Source organism: Planktothrix sp. PCC 11201 (assembly GCF_900009135.1).
Taxonomy (GTDB): Bacteria; Cyanobacteriota; Cyanobacteriia; order Cyanobacteriales; family Microcoleaceae; genus Planktothrix.
Map to the genome: position 1 here is coordinate 40,809 of NZ_LT797710.1, position 12,861 is coordinate 53,669.

A 12,861-nucleotide genomic window follows, 5' to 3' on the forward strand; every position below is an offset into this window, starting at 1 on the left:
AACCCGCCCCTACAATTGGGATGATAAATTCATCGGTAATGTACTGTTATCATTTAATTTAATATTGAATTTTTGAGAAATTGGAAATTTTTGTGACGGGTGCATTTCGTCCTTTTGCCAATTATAGGGATTGTTCAGAATATATTCCTGAATTTTTGTTAATGTTGTTTCGTTCCGAATAATATGTTCATAATATCCCCTTTGCCATATAGATATTCCTGAAAGCGATCGCAATTGATTAATTCTCCGGGCTGAAAATGTTTTCAACCCTCTGATAATTTCAGACAAATTATGGCTATAATCCGTTAATATAATAATACCATGAATATGATTTGGCATAATTACAAAACTATCTAATTGAATGCTAGGATAAATTTTGGTCAGATTAAACCAATTGAAATCAACAACTTCACCATAACGGCTTAAAATAACAGTTTGCTCTTGAATATCCCCTAATAAACATTCCCGTTTATCAATACAAAGCGTTATAAAATAAGCCCCGGGTTGACTATAATCATATCCCTGTAGACGAATAGAACGGCGATGATGAATATCCCGATTGTATTTCATAATTTTATAAAATTAATACAATATTTCTATTCTATCTAAAGTTAACTTGTAGGGGCGGGTTCAAGTTAATCTTTGATACCTATAAATAATTTACCTAAACCCGCCTCTAAACCCCCTTTCTTTTACCCATCTNTGTACCCCCTAGGGATGAATTTTTAATAGTTATTTATGAGGATCAGAAATTGGGTTGGCTGGGTTTTCTTGGGGTAATAATGCTTTTAAGACTTTGACTTCCTCCTGCAATAATTTCACCTGTTCTAATAATTGTTGATTACTCTCGGTTAAAACTTTGGTTTGACTACTTAAATAGGGATCACTTTCCCACCAATTAATCCCGATTTCTCTTGCTTTATCGACGGAAGCAATTAACAAACGAATTCTAATATTCAGGAGTTCGGTGGAACCCACGGAAACGGAAATATCCCCAGCGATGACAATTCCTTTATCTAAGACCCGTTCTAAAATATCGGCTAAACTCGATCCTTGAGTCGATGTGGGAACACCGCGTTGTATATTTGAGGGACGTTGCTGTGAGTTCATGGTTGAATTAATTCTCCTTGTTTCTGCACCGCAAAGAAACGATTATCCTGCTGTTTTAAATGACCTTGTTTTAATAAAGATCGCAATACATTAGTCGTTTGAACTCGATTTAATCCTAACGCTACTTCAATTTCTGAAACCCTAGCACTGGTGGTTTTCTGTAAATATTGATAAACTTGTTCCTCAATCTCTACGGAGTTATTTTCAGTTAATTGGGTTTCTGAAGATGGCAAAAAACTGTTAGTTGATAGATCACCATCGGTTAATACGGTTTTGATCACTTTTTCTAGTTTATTCTGACCTTCTGTTGTAGATAGGGCGGTACGAGATAATAAAATATCGGCGCAAACTTCGATAAAGTCTTGATTATTTTCCTCAATAGAAATATCATGTTCATGGCAGATTTTAGCAATAATTAATCCTGGTCTTAACCCTGATACTTTATCAATATGGGGTCGGGCAGCTTTGCCATTTTGAACGGGTTTAATTTCTTTTTTTTGGGTGGTTATTTCTAAATAGATTTTGACTATTTTAATAATGCTTTGGGCATCTTCGGGGGAAATGCCAATTTTTTGAATTAAAATTTCCTGCTGGGTTGCGTCGTCAGGTTCGGGCATATCAATCGTAATTAACCGATCTAATAACGCATCTTGAGTTCCATAAACCCCACAATATTCTTCGGGGTTGGAGGTGAAAATTGCTCTAAAATGGGGATTGACTCGAATATATTCCGAGCGGCTATTATTCGGGGGCAGCACTAATAATTTTTCTTCTAAAGCAGACAGTAAAACGTTATTGACTTCGGGACGGGAACGGTTAAACTCATCATAAACCAGGGTAAAGCCTTCTTTACAAGCCAAGGTTAGACGAGAATCAATCCAATTTTGTCGTAATTCATCTTCTAATTTAACAACACTATGAATAAAATTATCAACAACTTTCTTGCGAGTATAGCCCAGTTGGTTGCCAATTAAATCGGAGGATTTGAGTTCATCATCCCCAAAAATTAAGACGATCGGACGGTTTAATAAATCGGCTAAGTGCATCGCCAGGGTGGTTTTTCCGGTTCCAGCCGGCCCCCTTAAGTGCAGAGAAAATCCACTCTGAAGATACCTCAAGGCTCTAATGGTAAGTTGTTCAATGGCTGGCGTATTAACAAAGCCTTTAGGACGAGCTTGAAGCACGGTAGTCATATTTTTAATGGCGTTATTCAGCTAAAATACTGCCGAGTTAGGGATGGGCGGCAGGTTTAATTTAATGTTATCGCAGGGAACCGGGACTGGGGGAGAAACCCTCAACCCTAGGATTTTTTGGCGGGAATATAAACGCGATCGCGTTGAGTAATCTGTCCCCGTTGTAATAATACCCGAATTGCATCCACGGTCTGTACCCGATTAATACCCAGAGCTTGCTCAATTTCGGCTAACCGAGCACCGTTTTGATGGGTTTGGATATACTGATAAACCCGTTGATCCGGGGTGGCAGGTTGGGGCACAGAGGGGGTAACGGTGGGTTGGGGTTTAATAGAATGGGGGATGGCTTGGGGTTTGGGAGCAGTTTTGGGCTTTAAGGGAGGTTTAGAAGAAAGGGGTGTTTTATGATAAGTAATAGTTTTTTTAGGATCAATAGACCGTGGCGGAGTGACGGCTTCTCGTGGTTGTCGATGGGAACTTCCCCAAACGGTCTGTTGGAGTTTCCGGTGATAGTCTTGCAGTTCGGCGCGAAATACACCTAAATCTTCAAATAACTTCTGAACAGCGTTTTTTCTTTCCGTCCGACTCTGTTGGAGTTGTTGTTGCAATTGTGCGGCCATTTGTTGGTGCAGAATATCTAACTCTCCTAAATAGTCTTCGACTTCCCGAAAGAGGGTTTGGCGAAAAATAGCTAAGTTCTCAAGTAAGGGTTCCCGGACTTCTAGGCGCTGTTGCTGATAATCGGCTAACAGATCTGCCACCCGATATTCCAGGTCTTCCCGAAATTCAGATAACTGTTGATGCAGTTGGGTTGCGACCTGTGAGCGTTCTTCGGTGGTTTGCTGCAAAAACTCACCGACTTCTTGGGATAACTGCCCGATAAAGTCTTCCAGTTGTTGTCGCTGTTGCTGGGCAACCAACAGACGTTCGGTGCTGATGTTGGTTAATAATTCTTGGGTTTGTTGCTGTAAACCCGTGACAAACTCCTGTCGAGATTCTTGATCGTCTAAAGCTTGATTTTGGCGCTCTTGTTGCCAAAGGGATAGGGTGGTTTGAACGTGCTGTTGACGTTCTTGAACCCTCTGTTGGCGTCCGAGGCGCTCCCGTTGCCACTGATCTTTTAAAGCCATAATTTTTTGAAACCCTCGTGTCGGTGGGTTGTGTATTGTTGTGCATTGGGTATGGGCTTTTAATTCCGTTGATTATACTTACACCCTGACCATCAATCGGTAAAAGATTACACTGGGCAGCAATGACTTTCGTGAGTCATTGTGCTTTTTTTTTGCTCCATACCCGTTGCCTATTCCGTCAATCTTAGACCGAAGGGACAGCCGCCTGTGCGGTTAAACCAACGGCTTCCGCGTATTTGAGATAGGTTTCAACAGAAGCGATCACGATTCTCGCTTCTATGGATAAAAGTTCGATCCCAACCAGGGAAACCCGTACCCAAGCGTCAATCACAATGCCCTTATCTAAGATCCGATCAATTACTTCAGCCAGACTGGAGGATGAGTTCACTTTTTCAACGGCCATGAGTCTATTACTCCTTTTTGGTGGAAAGAACTGGGTATATGCTGATACAGTCCTTTAGGCTAATCATACCCCGAAAGTTGCTAATTTTGATTTTTGTTTGTTACTTATTTTTACAATTTCTGAAGCTCGATTTATCCCCGGGAATGAATTTGTGCAATAATTAATTCCGATTTCAAGAATTGTTGCACAAAAAACAAAAAAAGGTTACAATCTAATCCGCCGTTTCAGTTATCAGTTAAGAATCAAGAATAGAGAGTAGAGATTTATATTTTATCTTTACTAATAACTGATAACTGATAACTGTTTACTGATAACTGATCACTGATTATGCCCAAATCACCGGATTAAATGATGCCCCGGATATTAGTCATAGATGATGACCCCGCAATCTCGGAATTGGTAGCCATTAACCTGGAAATGGCTGGTTATGAAGTGAGCCAAGCGGAAGATGGGATTAAAGGACAGGCCCTGGCGATGCAATTGTTGCCAGATTTAATTATTTTAGATTTGATGTTGCCGAAGGTGGACGGGTTCACCATTTGCCAACGTTTACGCCGGGATGAACGCACGGCAGATATTCCTGTATTGATGTTAACTGCATTGGGACAAACCCAAAACAAAGTTGAAGGGTTTAATTCGGGGGCTGATGATTATTTAACTAAACCTTTTGAATTAGAAGAAATGTTGGCAAGGGTTAGGGCTCTGTTGCGAAGAACTGATCGCATTCCCCAGGCAGCTAAACATAGCGAAATTCTCAGTTATGGGGCTTTAACCCTAGTCCCTGAAAGGTTTGAGGCGATTTGGTTTGAGACCACGGTTAAGTTAACCCATTTGGAATTTGAACTTTTACATTGCTTGCTGCAACGTCATGGTCAAACCGTCGCGCCCAGTGAGATTTTAAAAGAGGTTTGGGGCTATGACCCCAATGATGATATCGAGACGATCCGAGTTCATATTCGCCATTTACGCACAAAAATGGAACCCGATCCCCGTCATCCTCGATATATTAAAACCGTCTACGGTGCGGGATATTGTCTGGAACTTCCCACGGGTAAGGGGAAACCCGATGATCTCGCTATCCCTACAGAGTCTTCGATAGACGGCAATGGAGCCAAGGGTAAGAAGAAATAGGGGGCAGGGGAGGCAGGGGAGGCAGGGGANTGTCCCCTGTCTTCTGTCTCCTGTCCCCATCCAAAGTTAGTCGCCTGTAACTTGTTCTTTGTAGGATTTGAATTCTTGAACCAATTCTTGACGGGTTGAGGCTTTGAGCAGGTAACGATAGACAAACCAGGCGGTATACCCCATGCCAATTAACTCAAAGGTTGGAGCCAAAAGGGGAACATCATTCAGGGCATCGATCACCGCAAATAAAACCTTCAGAGTCACAAGAGCAGATAAAATCAGAACGATGGTAATAATCGGTTTTTGGTAGGAGCCAAAAAAACTGGAGATATAACCCGGAAGTTCGGATAAGACTACTACAACTTTTTCTTTAATTTCATCAAACTGAGCATTGGTTGAAGGGGAGGTAATAGCACCACCTGTGTCTACAGTGACGTCTATTTTGGCTCCGCTAGGGGTGGATGTGTCCGTGATCTTCGTGGGTTCTTGCATTTTTCGTCTCCTTGTTTAAAAAAATATGCAGTACCAATCGATTTTAACTGAAATGGAGGGGATGTAAGTCCTAAATATGGGTGTAAGTCTATGCTTAGGCCCTCCTTGGCAAAATCACCAAGTCCATACTTTACCTTCCGATCGGTGTGGGTGAGAATTAAACGATTTGACAGACCTAGACTGTTTCAAAACGCTTAATCATCTAACGGTAAACTACACTGTTCTAAGATGAATAGATCTTGCAACAATTCTTTAGTGGGTTATCGACTTACCCCTAAACGGAAAAAATCGGGTAGGTGAACCTATACAGAAGAAATTTTATATAAATCTTAATCATTACTTTTGGGGGAAGATGATAATTGTAACTCGTTATTCTAAAAAGCATAAACTATTGCCATAATAAGTAAAGTGTTTTTTAGTTAAAAGACAAAATATGAGAGATCTCGATTTACCAAAAGCTATTGAACTTCTCAACACGATCATGGAATTCGAGTTAGCCGGAGTGGTGCGTTATACCCATTATTCTCTGATGGTAACTGGGCCAAATCGTTTACCCATTGTACAGTTTTTCAAGGCTCAGGCCACAGAATCTTTGCTTCATGCTCAACAAGCTGGAGAAATTCTCACGGGTTTAGAAGGACATCCTAGTCAGAAAATTGCCCCAATTGAGGAAAGTTATCAGCATTCGGTCAGGGATCTTTTGCAGGAAAGTTTGGCACATGAGCGCAAAGCTTTAGAATTGTATAAGGATTTGCTAGAAGTTGTTGAAAATGCGAGTATTTATTTGGAAGAATATGCTCGTACTATGATTGGTCAGGAGGAATTACATAATATTGAGATCAAGAAAATGTTACGAGATTTTAGTTGATCTTAGATAATCTTTAGGCTGGTTGATTCCAGCCTATCCAGCCACTTATTTAACTGGTTTCAAACAATTATTATGAGTATAACCCAAGCATTACCTACATTTTTTATTACTTTAAGAGAAGGTTTTGAAGCTGCTTTAGTAGTAGGCATTGTCATGGCTTGTTTAAAAAAAGCCGAACAAAGTTATCTCAATTCCTGGGTGTTTTCTGGAGTGGGAGTAGGAATTATTGCCAGTGCATTTTTCGGCATATTATTTGGATGGCTAATTCAAGGAATTGCTACTTCTGAACATCCCTACGCCCCAGTTTTTGGGGAATTTTTAGAGGCGGGAATTGGGTTATTTGCGATCGCTATGTTAAGTTGGATGTTAATTTGGATGACCCAACAAGCTAAATCCTTAAAATCGGAAGTAGAAGGGGCGGTTAAAGCAGCCATTAATCAAAATAAAACCGCAGCAGGATGGGCAATTTTTGGGTTGATTTTTATTGCGGTTTTACGCGAAGGTTTGGAAACCGTTGTTTTTATATTAGCCACATTTGAACAGGGAATTATGCCTGCTATTGGGGCAGTTTTGGGCTTATTTGTAGCTGCGGGTTTGGGAATATTACTATTTAAGTGGGGGGTAAAAATTAATATTCGTTTGTTTTTTCAAATCATGGGAATTTTTCTGTTATTAATTGTAGCGGGATTAGTAATTTCAGTTCTCAAACATTTAGATGCGGGAGTAGGAATATTAGCCCAAATTAATCCTGAATATGCGGGATTATGTTTAACTCAACCTGGGTCTTGTTTATTGGGGGATTTGGTCTTAAATGCCCAGGGATTTTTACCCGACAAGCAATTTCCCGGGATTGTTTTAAAAGCTTTATTTGGCTATCGAGATCAATTGTATTTTGTACAAATTGTAAGTTATTTTCTGTTTTTAATAACAGTGGGAGGGTTTTATTTAAAAGAAATCAAGGGGAAAGCGATCGCACCCCCAAAAATAGAAAAAACAGTTTCTTAATGTGATTTGAAATTAAGCGATCGCAAATCCAGTTAAAGGTCGAACTTGAGGCGATTTAAACCCTAAAACAATCCGTTCTTTAGCAATTCCCGCCTCTAGTAAATCATTCGCAACGCCATCTTCGGTGCCATCTCGATGAATCCAAATTTTACCTTCAATAATTTCCAGATGAATAATACATCCATGCACCTGTTTAATACCTTCCCATCCCAAAATCATGAGTAAATAACGATCATGGTGATGATCAAACACAACATGGCGCTCAATTTCTCCATAAGCATAAGAAATAGCCGCATAATCACTAATGACTTTTTCAATAATTTCTCGATCTTGTTTTAAGGTATCCATTGTACGATCGCCTCTGAAACTGGGTTAAAAACAAGTAAACGAATCCGGTTATTATTTAATAATAACTGACCTAGAGGTTCTTCAAATAGTCCCTGAGCAACTTCTTCAGCAACAGCTAAATAAAGCAGTCGTTTCGGTTCAACTTGCAATAAAACATCATTATAAACAATATATTGACCAACTGCTCGTTCTAAATCGGTCATTTCTGAGTTTCCAGTAAAGCTTTTTACCTCTACTGCAATTTTACGTTCTGTTTTTTCAGCCGCCAGAAGCTGTTTTGCACCGAGATCAACATACATATCTTTCTTCCCCCATTTTAAACTCAGTGGATCATGGGTAATTACCCATTCATCTTTGATTAGGGCATTTTTAACCGTATTGTGATAGATATCTCTGGCTGGCATTGTGATCGTTTTTTTGGAACTCAAGGGTAAACTAATCATAGTCCTCAATTGATGCACAAAGAGTAATTTATGCTAAAGTTTGTGATTGCAGCTTTAGTGGCTTTAGAAATCGTTTTGCTGAGTTCCTGGGTAATGCCCCCCGCTAATGCCACATCCCCCAATTCAGAAGTGTATATTTGGGATTATGCTTCAGTTGGGAATAGTCAAATGGTCTGTAAAAAAGTCGTTTTCCATCTCGAAAATCGTCCTTTACCTCCCAATGTTGAAGTTCAACCTGCAAGGATTGATTCTAGGATTGTTAATGATGTTGATTGTAGTCATTTAACCAAACCTATTTTAAAATAAAATAGTACAGGAAAGGAAGTTGAAACCATCCTAAAATTAGGAAGATTCAATTTTCTTTCTTTTTTTTGTTAAATAATGTCTGCTTCCAAACCTGCTAATAAATCAGTCAAACTGACATTTTCATTTTCCATCAGAGTTGCGATCTGATCAATCAGTTGAGGAACTTGAGGTTGTTGGGGAGTCAGTACAATTAAATCACCGATTTGTAGTAACACCAGGTTATCTCCCTCGTTAATATTGAGGGAATCTTGTATAACCTGGGGAATGGTAATTTCTCCTTTCTGTCCTAAAACAATAGGGATCTGTTTAATCTCTAGCTCCGGTGCTTTCATATTATGTATGATAGTTTGGGTTTACTCAACTATTGTAGATCTCAATACAAGTAAATATACCAACAAAAACAGGCAAATTTTAAGATGCAAAACTTAAATCATTGAGTAAGTTAAATCGAACAGGACTTACGCAGAATACCCAATTATACACCGCCTGTAGGGGCGAACGGCCGTTCGCCCCTACTAGATATGGTTGTTTTGCGTAAGTCCTGTCGAAGTTGTGCTGAGGAAGCATTTACTCATCCTTTAAAACGAATAATCACGGCTAAGGATCTAGTTGATGGTGTTACATTAAATTGGGAAACGAAAACAACAAAATTGCCTAATGAGCATGATTTTTAACCAGAAAAAATTTCTGTATTATCCCTCTTCTGTCAGTCTCCTAGAAGTAAAATTAGAAAATAAACCACATGGGTAGCTAGAAGGGGGATAGGGTAATGGATGTAGAATTACAGATTATCAAACATTTAGCCAGAGATGCACAACCAACAGTTTCAGTGATTGATGAATATTGTCAAGGTTATAAAGACCTATTCCCTGAAGTTAGAAGTTACGAATGTTTTAAATACTTACATCTAGGAATCATCTCACCAATTCCGAGAAAATCTTTACCGGAAATTGCTAAAATAGTAGGAATTAGGTCGCCGCAATCACTCCATCATTTTTTAGCCAATTCGCCTTGGTCAGCAAGGGAATTAAAGGAAAGAAGATTAGCTCGAACTCTAAAAGCATTGAAAGAAGAGAAGATTATAGTAATAATTGATGAAACAGGAGATAGGAGAAAGGGTAAAAAAACCGACTATGTAGCCCGACAATACTTGGGAAGTGTGGGCAAAATAGATCGGGGAATAGTATCAGTTAATGCTTACGGTGTTTATAAAAATATAACTTTTCCTTTAGTGTTTAGAGTATTTAAACCCAAAGGAACATTAAAAGAAGGAGATGTCTACAAAACTAAGATTGAAATCGCATCAGAAATCCTAACAGAGTTGGTTGAACTGGGATTTCAAATTGAATTGGTATTAGCAGATAGCCTTTATGGTGAAAGTAGTTCGTTTATCAGTACATTAGATAAATTTGGATTACCTTGGGTGCTGGCAATAAGAAGTAATCATGGAGTCTGGATGTCAAGCGAGGAGAAAGTTAGAGCAAACAAATGGTGTAAATTTGAGAGAGTTTTTAGCAATGGAGAATCAGAAACCCGATATATTAGAGAAATTATATTTGGAAAAAGAAGTCCGAGAACCTATTGGGAAATCACCACAGATCCAGAAACAATGCCAGAAGCCTCAACTTCATTTGTCATGACAAATTTAACAGAAAATAGGAACCAGATAAAAAAGACATTAGGTAATTTATACGGGTTAAGAACATGGGTGGAATATGGATTTCGACAATGTAAACAAGAACTGGGTTGGACTGACTATCGGTTGACGGATTTTCAAGATATAGAAAAATGGTGGGAAATCATTTTCTGTGTGTATTTAATGATTAGTTTCAACTCCGAAGTTTTCCGGTCTTTAAGTCAAGGAAGTCCCAGAGAATCGGAGAGCAAAAAAAACACCACAGATTGCTCGAATCACCAACAATGGAATCATAAAGAGGGATGGAAAAATGTTTTAAATAATTTGCGTTTAATAATTCAGCCTACTATTATATTGTGGTTGATTGCCCCGTGGTTAGATGTTTTTCCTGATCGTTATTTATTGCTTGGGTTTCATAAATTAATTCAGAATATTAATCAATTTCAATCTTATTTTCCCAATGGATAACTCTACTTTTTATTACTTGTTGGTTTCGGAGACTGACAGAAGAGGGATAACTGTAATGCGTGGTGCTATAGAAAAAAAGACCGAGAAATTATTTCCCGGTCTTTTTGTTATATTTGAACCTATTGAAATCCCGAAAGTAGAGACGTTGCATGCAACGTCTCTACTTGTATCAACCTAACCTAGAGAACGATCACAATATCAGTTCGGGTTAGGGTCGGAATTGTATTGTTCGGTTGTGCCAAGTTGGCAACGATATCGGCTGGATTAGAGCCACCACCATCGGAGTCATACCATAAGACTCCACTGGCTTTCTCGTACACTAATACAGGGCCAACATTGGTTGGAGCTTGAGTATTTGCACCACCGCCATTGTAACTGTTCTTATCGAGAACAATAAATTGCTCGAAGGAAATTTCAGTGGTCGGGACACCTGGACGCAAGTCAAAGGCAAAGCCTCCAGGCCCACGAGAGAAGAATAGTTTATCTTCACCAGACTTAAAGTCAGTAATAATGTCGGCTGTACTGGCATTAGCACCGTTAAGATCTGATTTAAACTGATACAGGAAGATATCAGAACCTTCACCGCCGACTAATGTATCCCGTTCAGTACCACCTTGCAGGGTATCATTACCCGCTTCGCCGAACAGAACATCACTGTCTGAACCGCCAAACAGGTAGTCATTCCCACCACCTGCGATCAGGGTGTCATCTCCGAAGCCAACATCGAATGTCGCAGCGGCGGCAACGCTGCCCCCTTGCAGGAAGTCAGCCCCACTACCTGTAACGATGCTGTCATTGCCATTACTACCGGAAATGGTGTTGTTGCCGAGGGTATCAAACAAGACAAAGCTGAGTCCGGTAGCTCCATCGGCTAAACCACTCACGAAGGAAATTTTGTCATTACCCTCTGGGGAACTTTCACCCAGGAGGCTATCGTTAGTTGTGGTAAAGACAATGGTGTCATCACCAAGACCACCATTATAAAGATTAGCCACAGACCCTAAGGCACCGTAGAGATAGTCGTTATCGGCACCACCAGATAAGGTAACAGTCGGAACTTTAGTGGCTCCTGGGATATCTAATGTCCAATTTCCCCCATAGAGGGTATCATTTCCATCCCCACCCTCTAAGATGGAGAATTTTCCACTGAGGCTGTCATTCCCGGCATCACCATAGAGGAAATCGGTGCTGAAACCTGCTAGTAGGGTATCATTGCCACCACCACCGTACAGGGTACTTTCACCGGCAAAGCCTGGTTGACTGGTGCCACCCTGAATGGTCAGAACATTAGGATTGGTTGTGACGATCAAGTCATTGCCGTCACCACCATACAGGACGTCTTGAAGGGCAAAGCCTCGGATTGTATCGTTACCCTCTCCACCCGCAAAGTAGTTCTGGCCCGCTCCAAAGCGACCTACACCGCCGTAGAGAGAATCATCACCGGCCCCACCCAGTAGGGTGGTTTGGCTCACACCAACAACCGCCAGATTGGTTGAGAATTGTTGGGGGGCGACGGGGTTTTGGATTCTTAGGCTGTCATTGCCACTGTCACCATGAAGGAAGTTCAGACTACCTACACCAATGATGGAGTCGTTATCGTCACCACCGAGGAGGGTATCTCCAGTGTTAATCCCAACAATACTATCTCTGCCCTTATCTCCAGAGACATAGTTGTTTCCTTGGTTCAGGCCACCGATAGCCCCACTCACCGCAACCCCTGTGAGGTTACTTTGACCGTTGGTGCCTACAAACCCCAGTTGGTCATCCCCTCCACCGCCATAGAGGAAATCTCCACCTTGAATACCGCCTAGCAGGGTATCTTCATCTTTATTGCCAAACAGGTAGTTACTAGCAGCCTGACCTATGAGAAAATCGCGGTCTACCCCCCCATACAGGCTGGCGGTTAAATCTGCCGACAGGGTATCCCGGCCTGTACCACCGAGCAGAAGGGTACGAAGCTGTTGAGACCGGATAGAGTCATTGCCCGTATTACCAAAAACTGTGTCGCCAGGGCCTCTGGATGTCAGGATATCATTATCCGCACCACCGTCTACCTGGCTTCCACCGAGGGTAGAAGAAAGGATTGTGTCATTTCCTCCTTCACCCAGAATGGTATCGGGTCTGGGGGCGAAGCCCACATCCTGATCGTAAAATTGTGGCCCTGCGCCTAAAGCTGTTACCATTTGATTTCACTCCTCTGCAATAATGTCATTAGCTCTGTTGGGATGACAGACACTGCTTAAAACACCATAACTTGTTCGGCAGTAGTTTAACCTGTTTATCTCCAGCAAGTCTAGTCCTTTGTGATCATTCTTGTCTAGTTGATAGATATGGTGG

Annotated in this window: 15 protein-coding genes; 5 read left to right on the forward strand and 10 right to left on the reverse strand. The window is 40.8% G+C overall.

From position 1 onward, the window contains the following. Positions 1–9: 9 nt before the first annotated feature. From PL11201_RS19465 to gvpA, 5 genes are all read right to left on the reverse strand, one after another. Positions 10–570 carry a transposase gene (locus PL11201_RS19465; protein WP_079680552.1) on the reverse strand — a complete coding sequence of 187 codons (561 nt, stop codon included), beginning with the start codon at positions 568–570 and terminating at the stop codon, positions 10–12. 162 nt (positions 571–732) lie between these two features. Further along, positions 733–1,110: a gas vesicle protein gene (locus PL11201_RS19470; protein ID WP_079680553.1), complete on the reverse strand. Its 378-nt coding sequence runs from the start codon at positions 1,108–1,110 to the stop codon at positions 733–735. Continuing rightward, complete coding sequence (gene gvpN / locus PL11201_RS19475) at positions 1,107–2,303, reverse strand: gas vesicle protein GvpN (RefSeq protein WP_079680554.1); 1,197 nt, start codon at positions 2,301–2,303, stop codon at positions 1,107–1,109. The genes PL11201_RS19470 and gvpN overlap by 4 nt, the downstream gene beginning before the upstream one ends. A 107-nt stretch (positions 2,304–2,410) precedes the next feature. Beyond that, positions 2,411–3,433, reverse strand: a complete 1,023-nt coding sequence (gvpC, locus tag PL11201_RS19480) for a gas vesicle protein GvpC (protein ID WP_079680555.1) — start codon at positions 3,431–3,433, stop codon at positions 2,411–2,413. A gap of 184 nt (positions 3,434–3,617) precedes the next feature. Further along, positions 3,618–3,836 (reverse strand): gas vesicle structural protein GvpA, encoded by a 219-nt coding sequence (gene gvpA, locus PL11201_RS19485; protein WP_026789190.1) that lies wholly within the window; start codon positions 3,834–3,836, stop codon positions 3,618–3,620. A 351-nt stretch (positions 3,837–4,187) separates the two neighbouring features. On the opposite strand from gvpA, the gene PL11201_RS19490 reads away from it, so the two are divergent. Further along, positions 4,188–4,967 (forward strand): response regulator transcription factor, encoded by a 780-nt coding sequence (locus tag PL11201_RS19490; RefSeq protein WP_079680556.1) that lies wholly within the window; start codon positions 4,188–4,190, stop codon positions 4,965–4,967. 66 nt (positions 4,968–5,033) lie between these two features. Here the strand turns inward: PL11201_RS19490 and PL11201_RS19495 are convergent, their stop codons facing one another. Then, complete coding sequence (locus PL11201_RS19495) at positions 5,034–5,450, reverse strand: CAAD domain-containing protein (protein ID WP_079680557.1); 417 nt, start codon at positions 5,448–5,450, stop codon at positions 5,034–5,036. Between the two features lie 433 nt (positions 5,451–5,883). Between PL11201_RS19495 and PL11201_RS19500 the strand changes: the two genes are divergently transcribed. Both PL11201_RS19500 and PL11201_RS19505 read left to right on the forward strand, forming a co-directional pair. Next, a complete protein-coding gene (locus tag PL11201_RS19500; protein ID WP_079680558.1) occupies positions 5,884–6,318 on the forward strand; it encodes a ferritin-like domain-containing protein in 435 nt (144 codons plus the stop codon). Positions 6,319–6,390: 72 nt separating this feature from the next. Continuing rightward, positions 6,391–7,323 (forward strand): FTR1 family iron permease, encoded by a 933-nt coding sequence (locus tag PL11201_RS19505; RefSeq protein ID WP_079680559.1) that lies wholly within the window; start codon positions 6,391–6,393, stop codon positions 7,321–7,323. 12 nt (positions 7,324–7,335) lie between these two features. Here the strand turns inward: PL11201_RS19505 and PL11201_RS19510 are convergent, their stop codons facing one another. Both PL11201_RS19510 and PL11201_RS19515 read right to left on the reverse strand, forming a co-directional pair. Continuing rightward, on the reverse strand, positions 7,336–7,671 hold the full coding sequence (locus PL11201_RS19510) for a XisI protein (RefSeq protein WP_079680560.1): 336 nt from the start codon (positions 7,669–7,671) through the stop codon (positions 7,336–7,338). Then, positions 7,659–8,075 (reverse strand): XisH family protein, encoded by a 417-nt coding sequence (locus tag PL11201_RS19515; protein ID WP_079681036.1) that lies wholly within the window; start codon positions 8,073–8,075, stop codon positions 7,659–7,661. Before PL11201_RS19515 ends, PL11201_RS19510 begins: the two co-directional genes overlap by 13 nt. 69 nt (positions 8,076–8,144) lie before the next feature. Between PL11201_RS19515 and PL11201_RS19520 the strand changes: the two genes are divergently transcribed. Continuing rightward, on the forward strand, positions 8,145–8,420 hold the full coding sequence (locus PL11201_RS19520) for a hypothetical protein (protein ID WP_079680561.1): 276 nt from the start codon (positions 8,145–8,147) through the stop codon (positions 8,418–8,420). Between the two features lie 68 nt (positions 8,421–8,488). Here PL11201_RS19520 and PL11201_RS19525 read toward each other — a convergent pair whose 3' ends face one another. Next, on the reverse strand, positions 8,489–8,752 hold the full coding sequence (locus PL11201_RS19525) for an AbrB/MazE/SpoVT family DNA-binding domain-containing protein (RefSeq protein WP_200816822.1): 264 nt from the start codon (positions 8,750–8,752) through the stop codon (positions 8,489–8,491). Positions 8,753–9,189: 437 nt separating this feature from the next. Between PL11201_RS19525 and PL11201_RS19530 the strand changes: the two genes are divergently transcribed. Beyond that, a complete protein-coding gene (locus PL11201_RS19530) occupies positions 9,190–10,524 on the forward strand; it encodes an IS701 family transposase (RefSeq protein WP_079676739.1) in 1,335 nt (444 codons plus the stop codon). 179 nt (positions 10,525–10,703) lie between these two features. On the opposite strand, the gene PL11201_RS19535 is transcribed toward PL11201_RS19530, so the two are convergent. Beyond that, positions 10,704–12,707, reverse strand: coding sequence for a calcium-binding protein (locus PL11201_RS19535; protein WP_079680562.1), 2,004 nt, complete (start codon positions 12,705–12,707; stop codon positions 10,704–10,706). Between the last annotated feature and the right edge of the window lie 154 nt (positions 12,708–12,861).

What these genes read in the sequence shown, in the direction of transcription:
- PL11201_RS19465 (WP_079680552.1), bottom strand. Translation starts at nt 570, where the DNA reads ATGAAATACAATCGGGATATTCATCATCGCCGTTCTATTCGTCTACAG.
- PL11201_RS19470 (WP_079680553.1), bottom strand. Translation starts at nt 1,110, where the DNA reads ATGAACTCACAGCAACGTCCCTCAAATATACAACGCGGTGTTCCCACA.
- gvpN (WP_079680554.1), bottom strand. Translation starts at nt 2,303, where the DNA reads ATGACTACCGTGCTTCAAGCTCGTCCTAAAGGCTTTGTTAATACGCCA.
- gvpC (WP_079680555.1), bottom strand. Translation starts at nt 3,433, where the DNA reads ATGGCTTTAAAAGATCAGTGGCAACGGGAGCGCCTCGGACGCCAACAG.
- gvpA (WP_026789190.1), bottom strand. Translation starts at nt 3,836, where the DNA reads ATGGCCGTTGAAAAAGTGAACTCATCCTCCAGTCTGGCTGAAGTAATT.
- PL11201_RS19490 (WP_079680556.1), top strand. Translation starts at nt 4,188, where the DNA reads ATGCCCCGGATATTAGTCATAGATGATGACCCCGCAATCTCGGAATTG.
- PL11201_RS19495 (WP_079680557.1), bottom strand. Translation starts at nt 5,450, where the DNA reads ATGCAAGAACCCACGAAGATCACGGACACATCCACCCCTAGCGGAGCC.
- PL11201_RS19500 (WP_079680558.1), top strand. Translation starts at nt 5,884, where the DNA reads ATGAGAGATCTCGATTTACCAAAAGCTATTGAACTTCTCAACACGATC.
- PL11201_RS19505 (WP_079680559.1), top strand. Translation starts at nt 6,391, where the DNA reads ATGAGTATAACCCAAGCATTACCTACATTTTTTATTACTTTAAGAGAA.
- PL11201_RS19510 (WP_079680560.1), bottom strand. Translation starts at nt 7,671, where the DNA reads ATGGATACCTTAAAACAAGATCGAGAAATTATTGAAAAAGTCATTAGT.
- PL11201_RS19515 (WP_079681036.1), bottom strand. Translation starts at nt 8,075, where the DNA reads ATGCCAGCCAGAGATATCTATCACAATACGGTTAAAAATGCCCTAATC.
- PL11201_RS19520 (WP_079680561.1), top strand. Translation starts at nt 8,145, where the DNA reads ATGCTAAAGTTTGTGATTGCAGCTTTAGTGGCTTTAGAAATCGTTTTG.
- PL11201_RS19525 (WP_200816822.1), bottom strand. Translation starts at nt 8,752, where the DNA reads ATGAAAGCACCGGAGCTAGAGATTAAACAGATCCCTATTGTTTTAGGA.
- PL11201_RS19530 (WP_079676739.1), top strand. Translation starts at nt 9,190, where the DNA reads ATGGATGTAGAATTACAGATTATCAAACATTTAGCCAGAGATGCACAA.
- PL11201_RS19535 (WP_079680562.1), bottom strand. Translation starts at nt 12,707, where the DNA reads ATGGTAACAGCTTTAGGCGCAGGGCCACAATTTTACGATCAGGATGTG.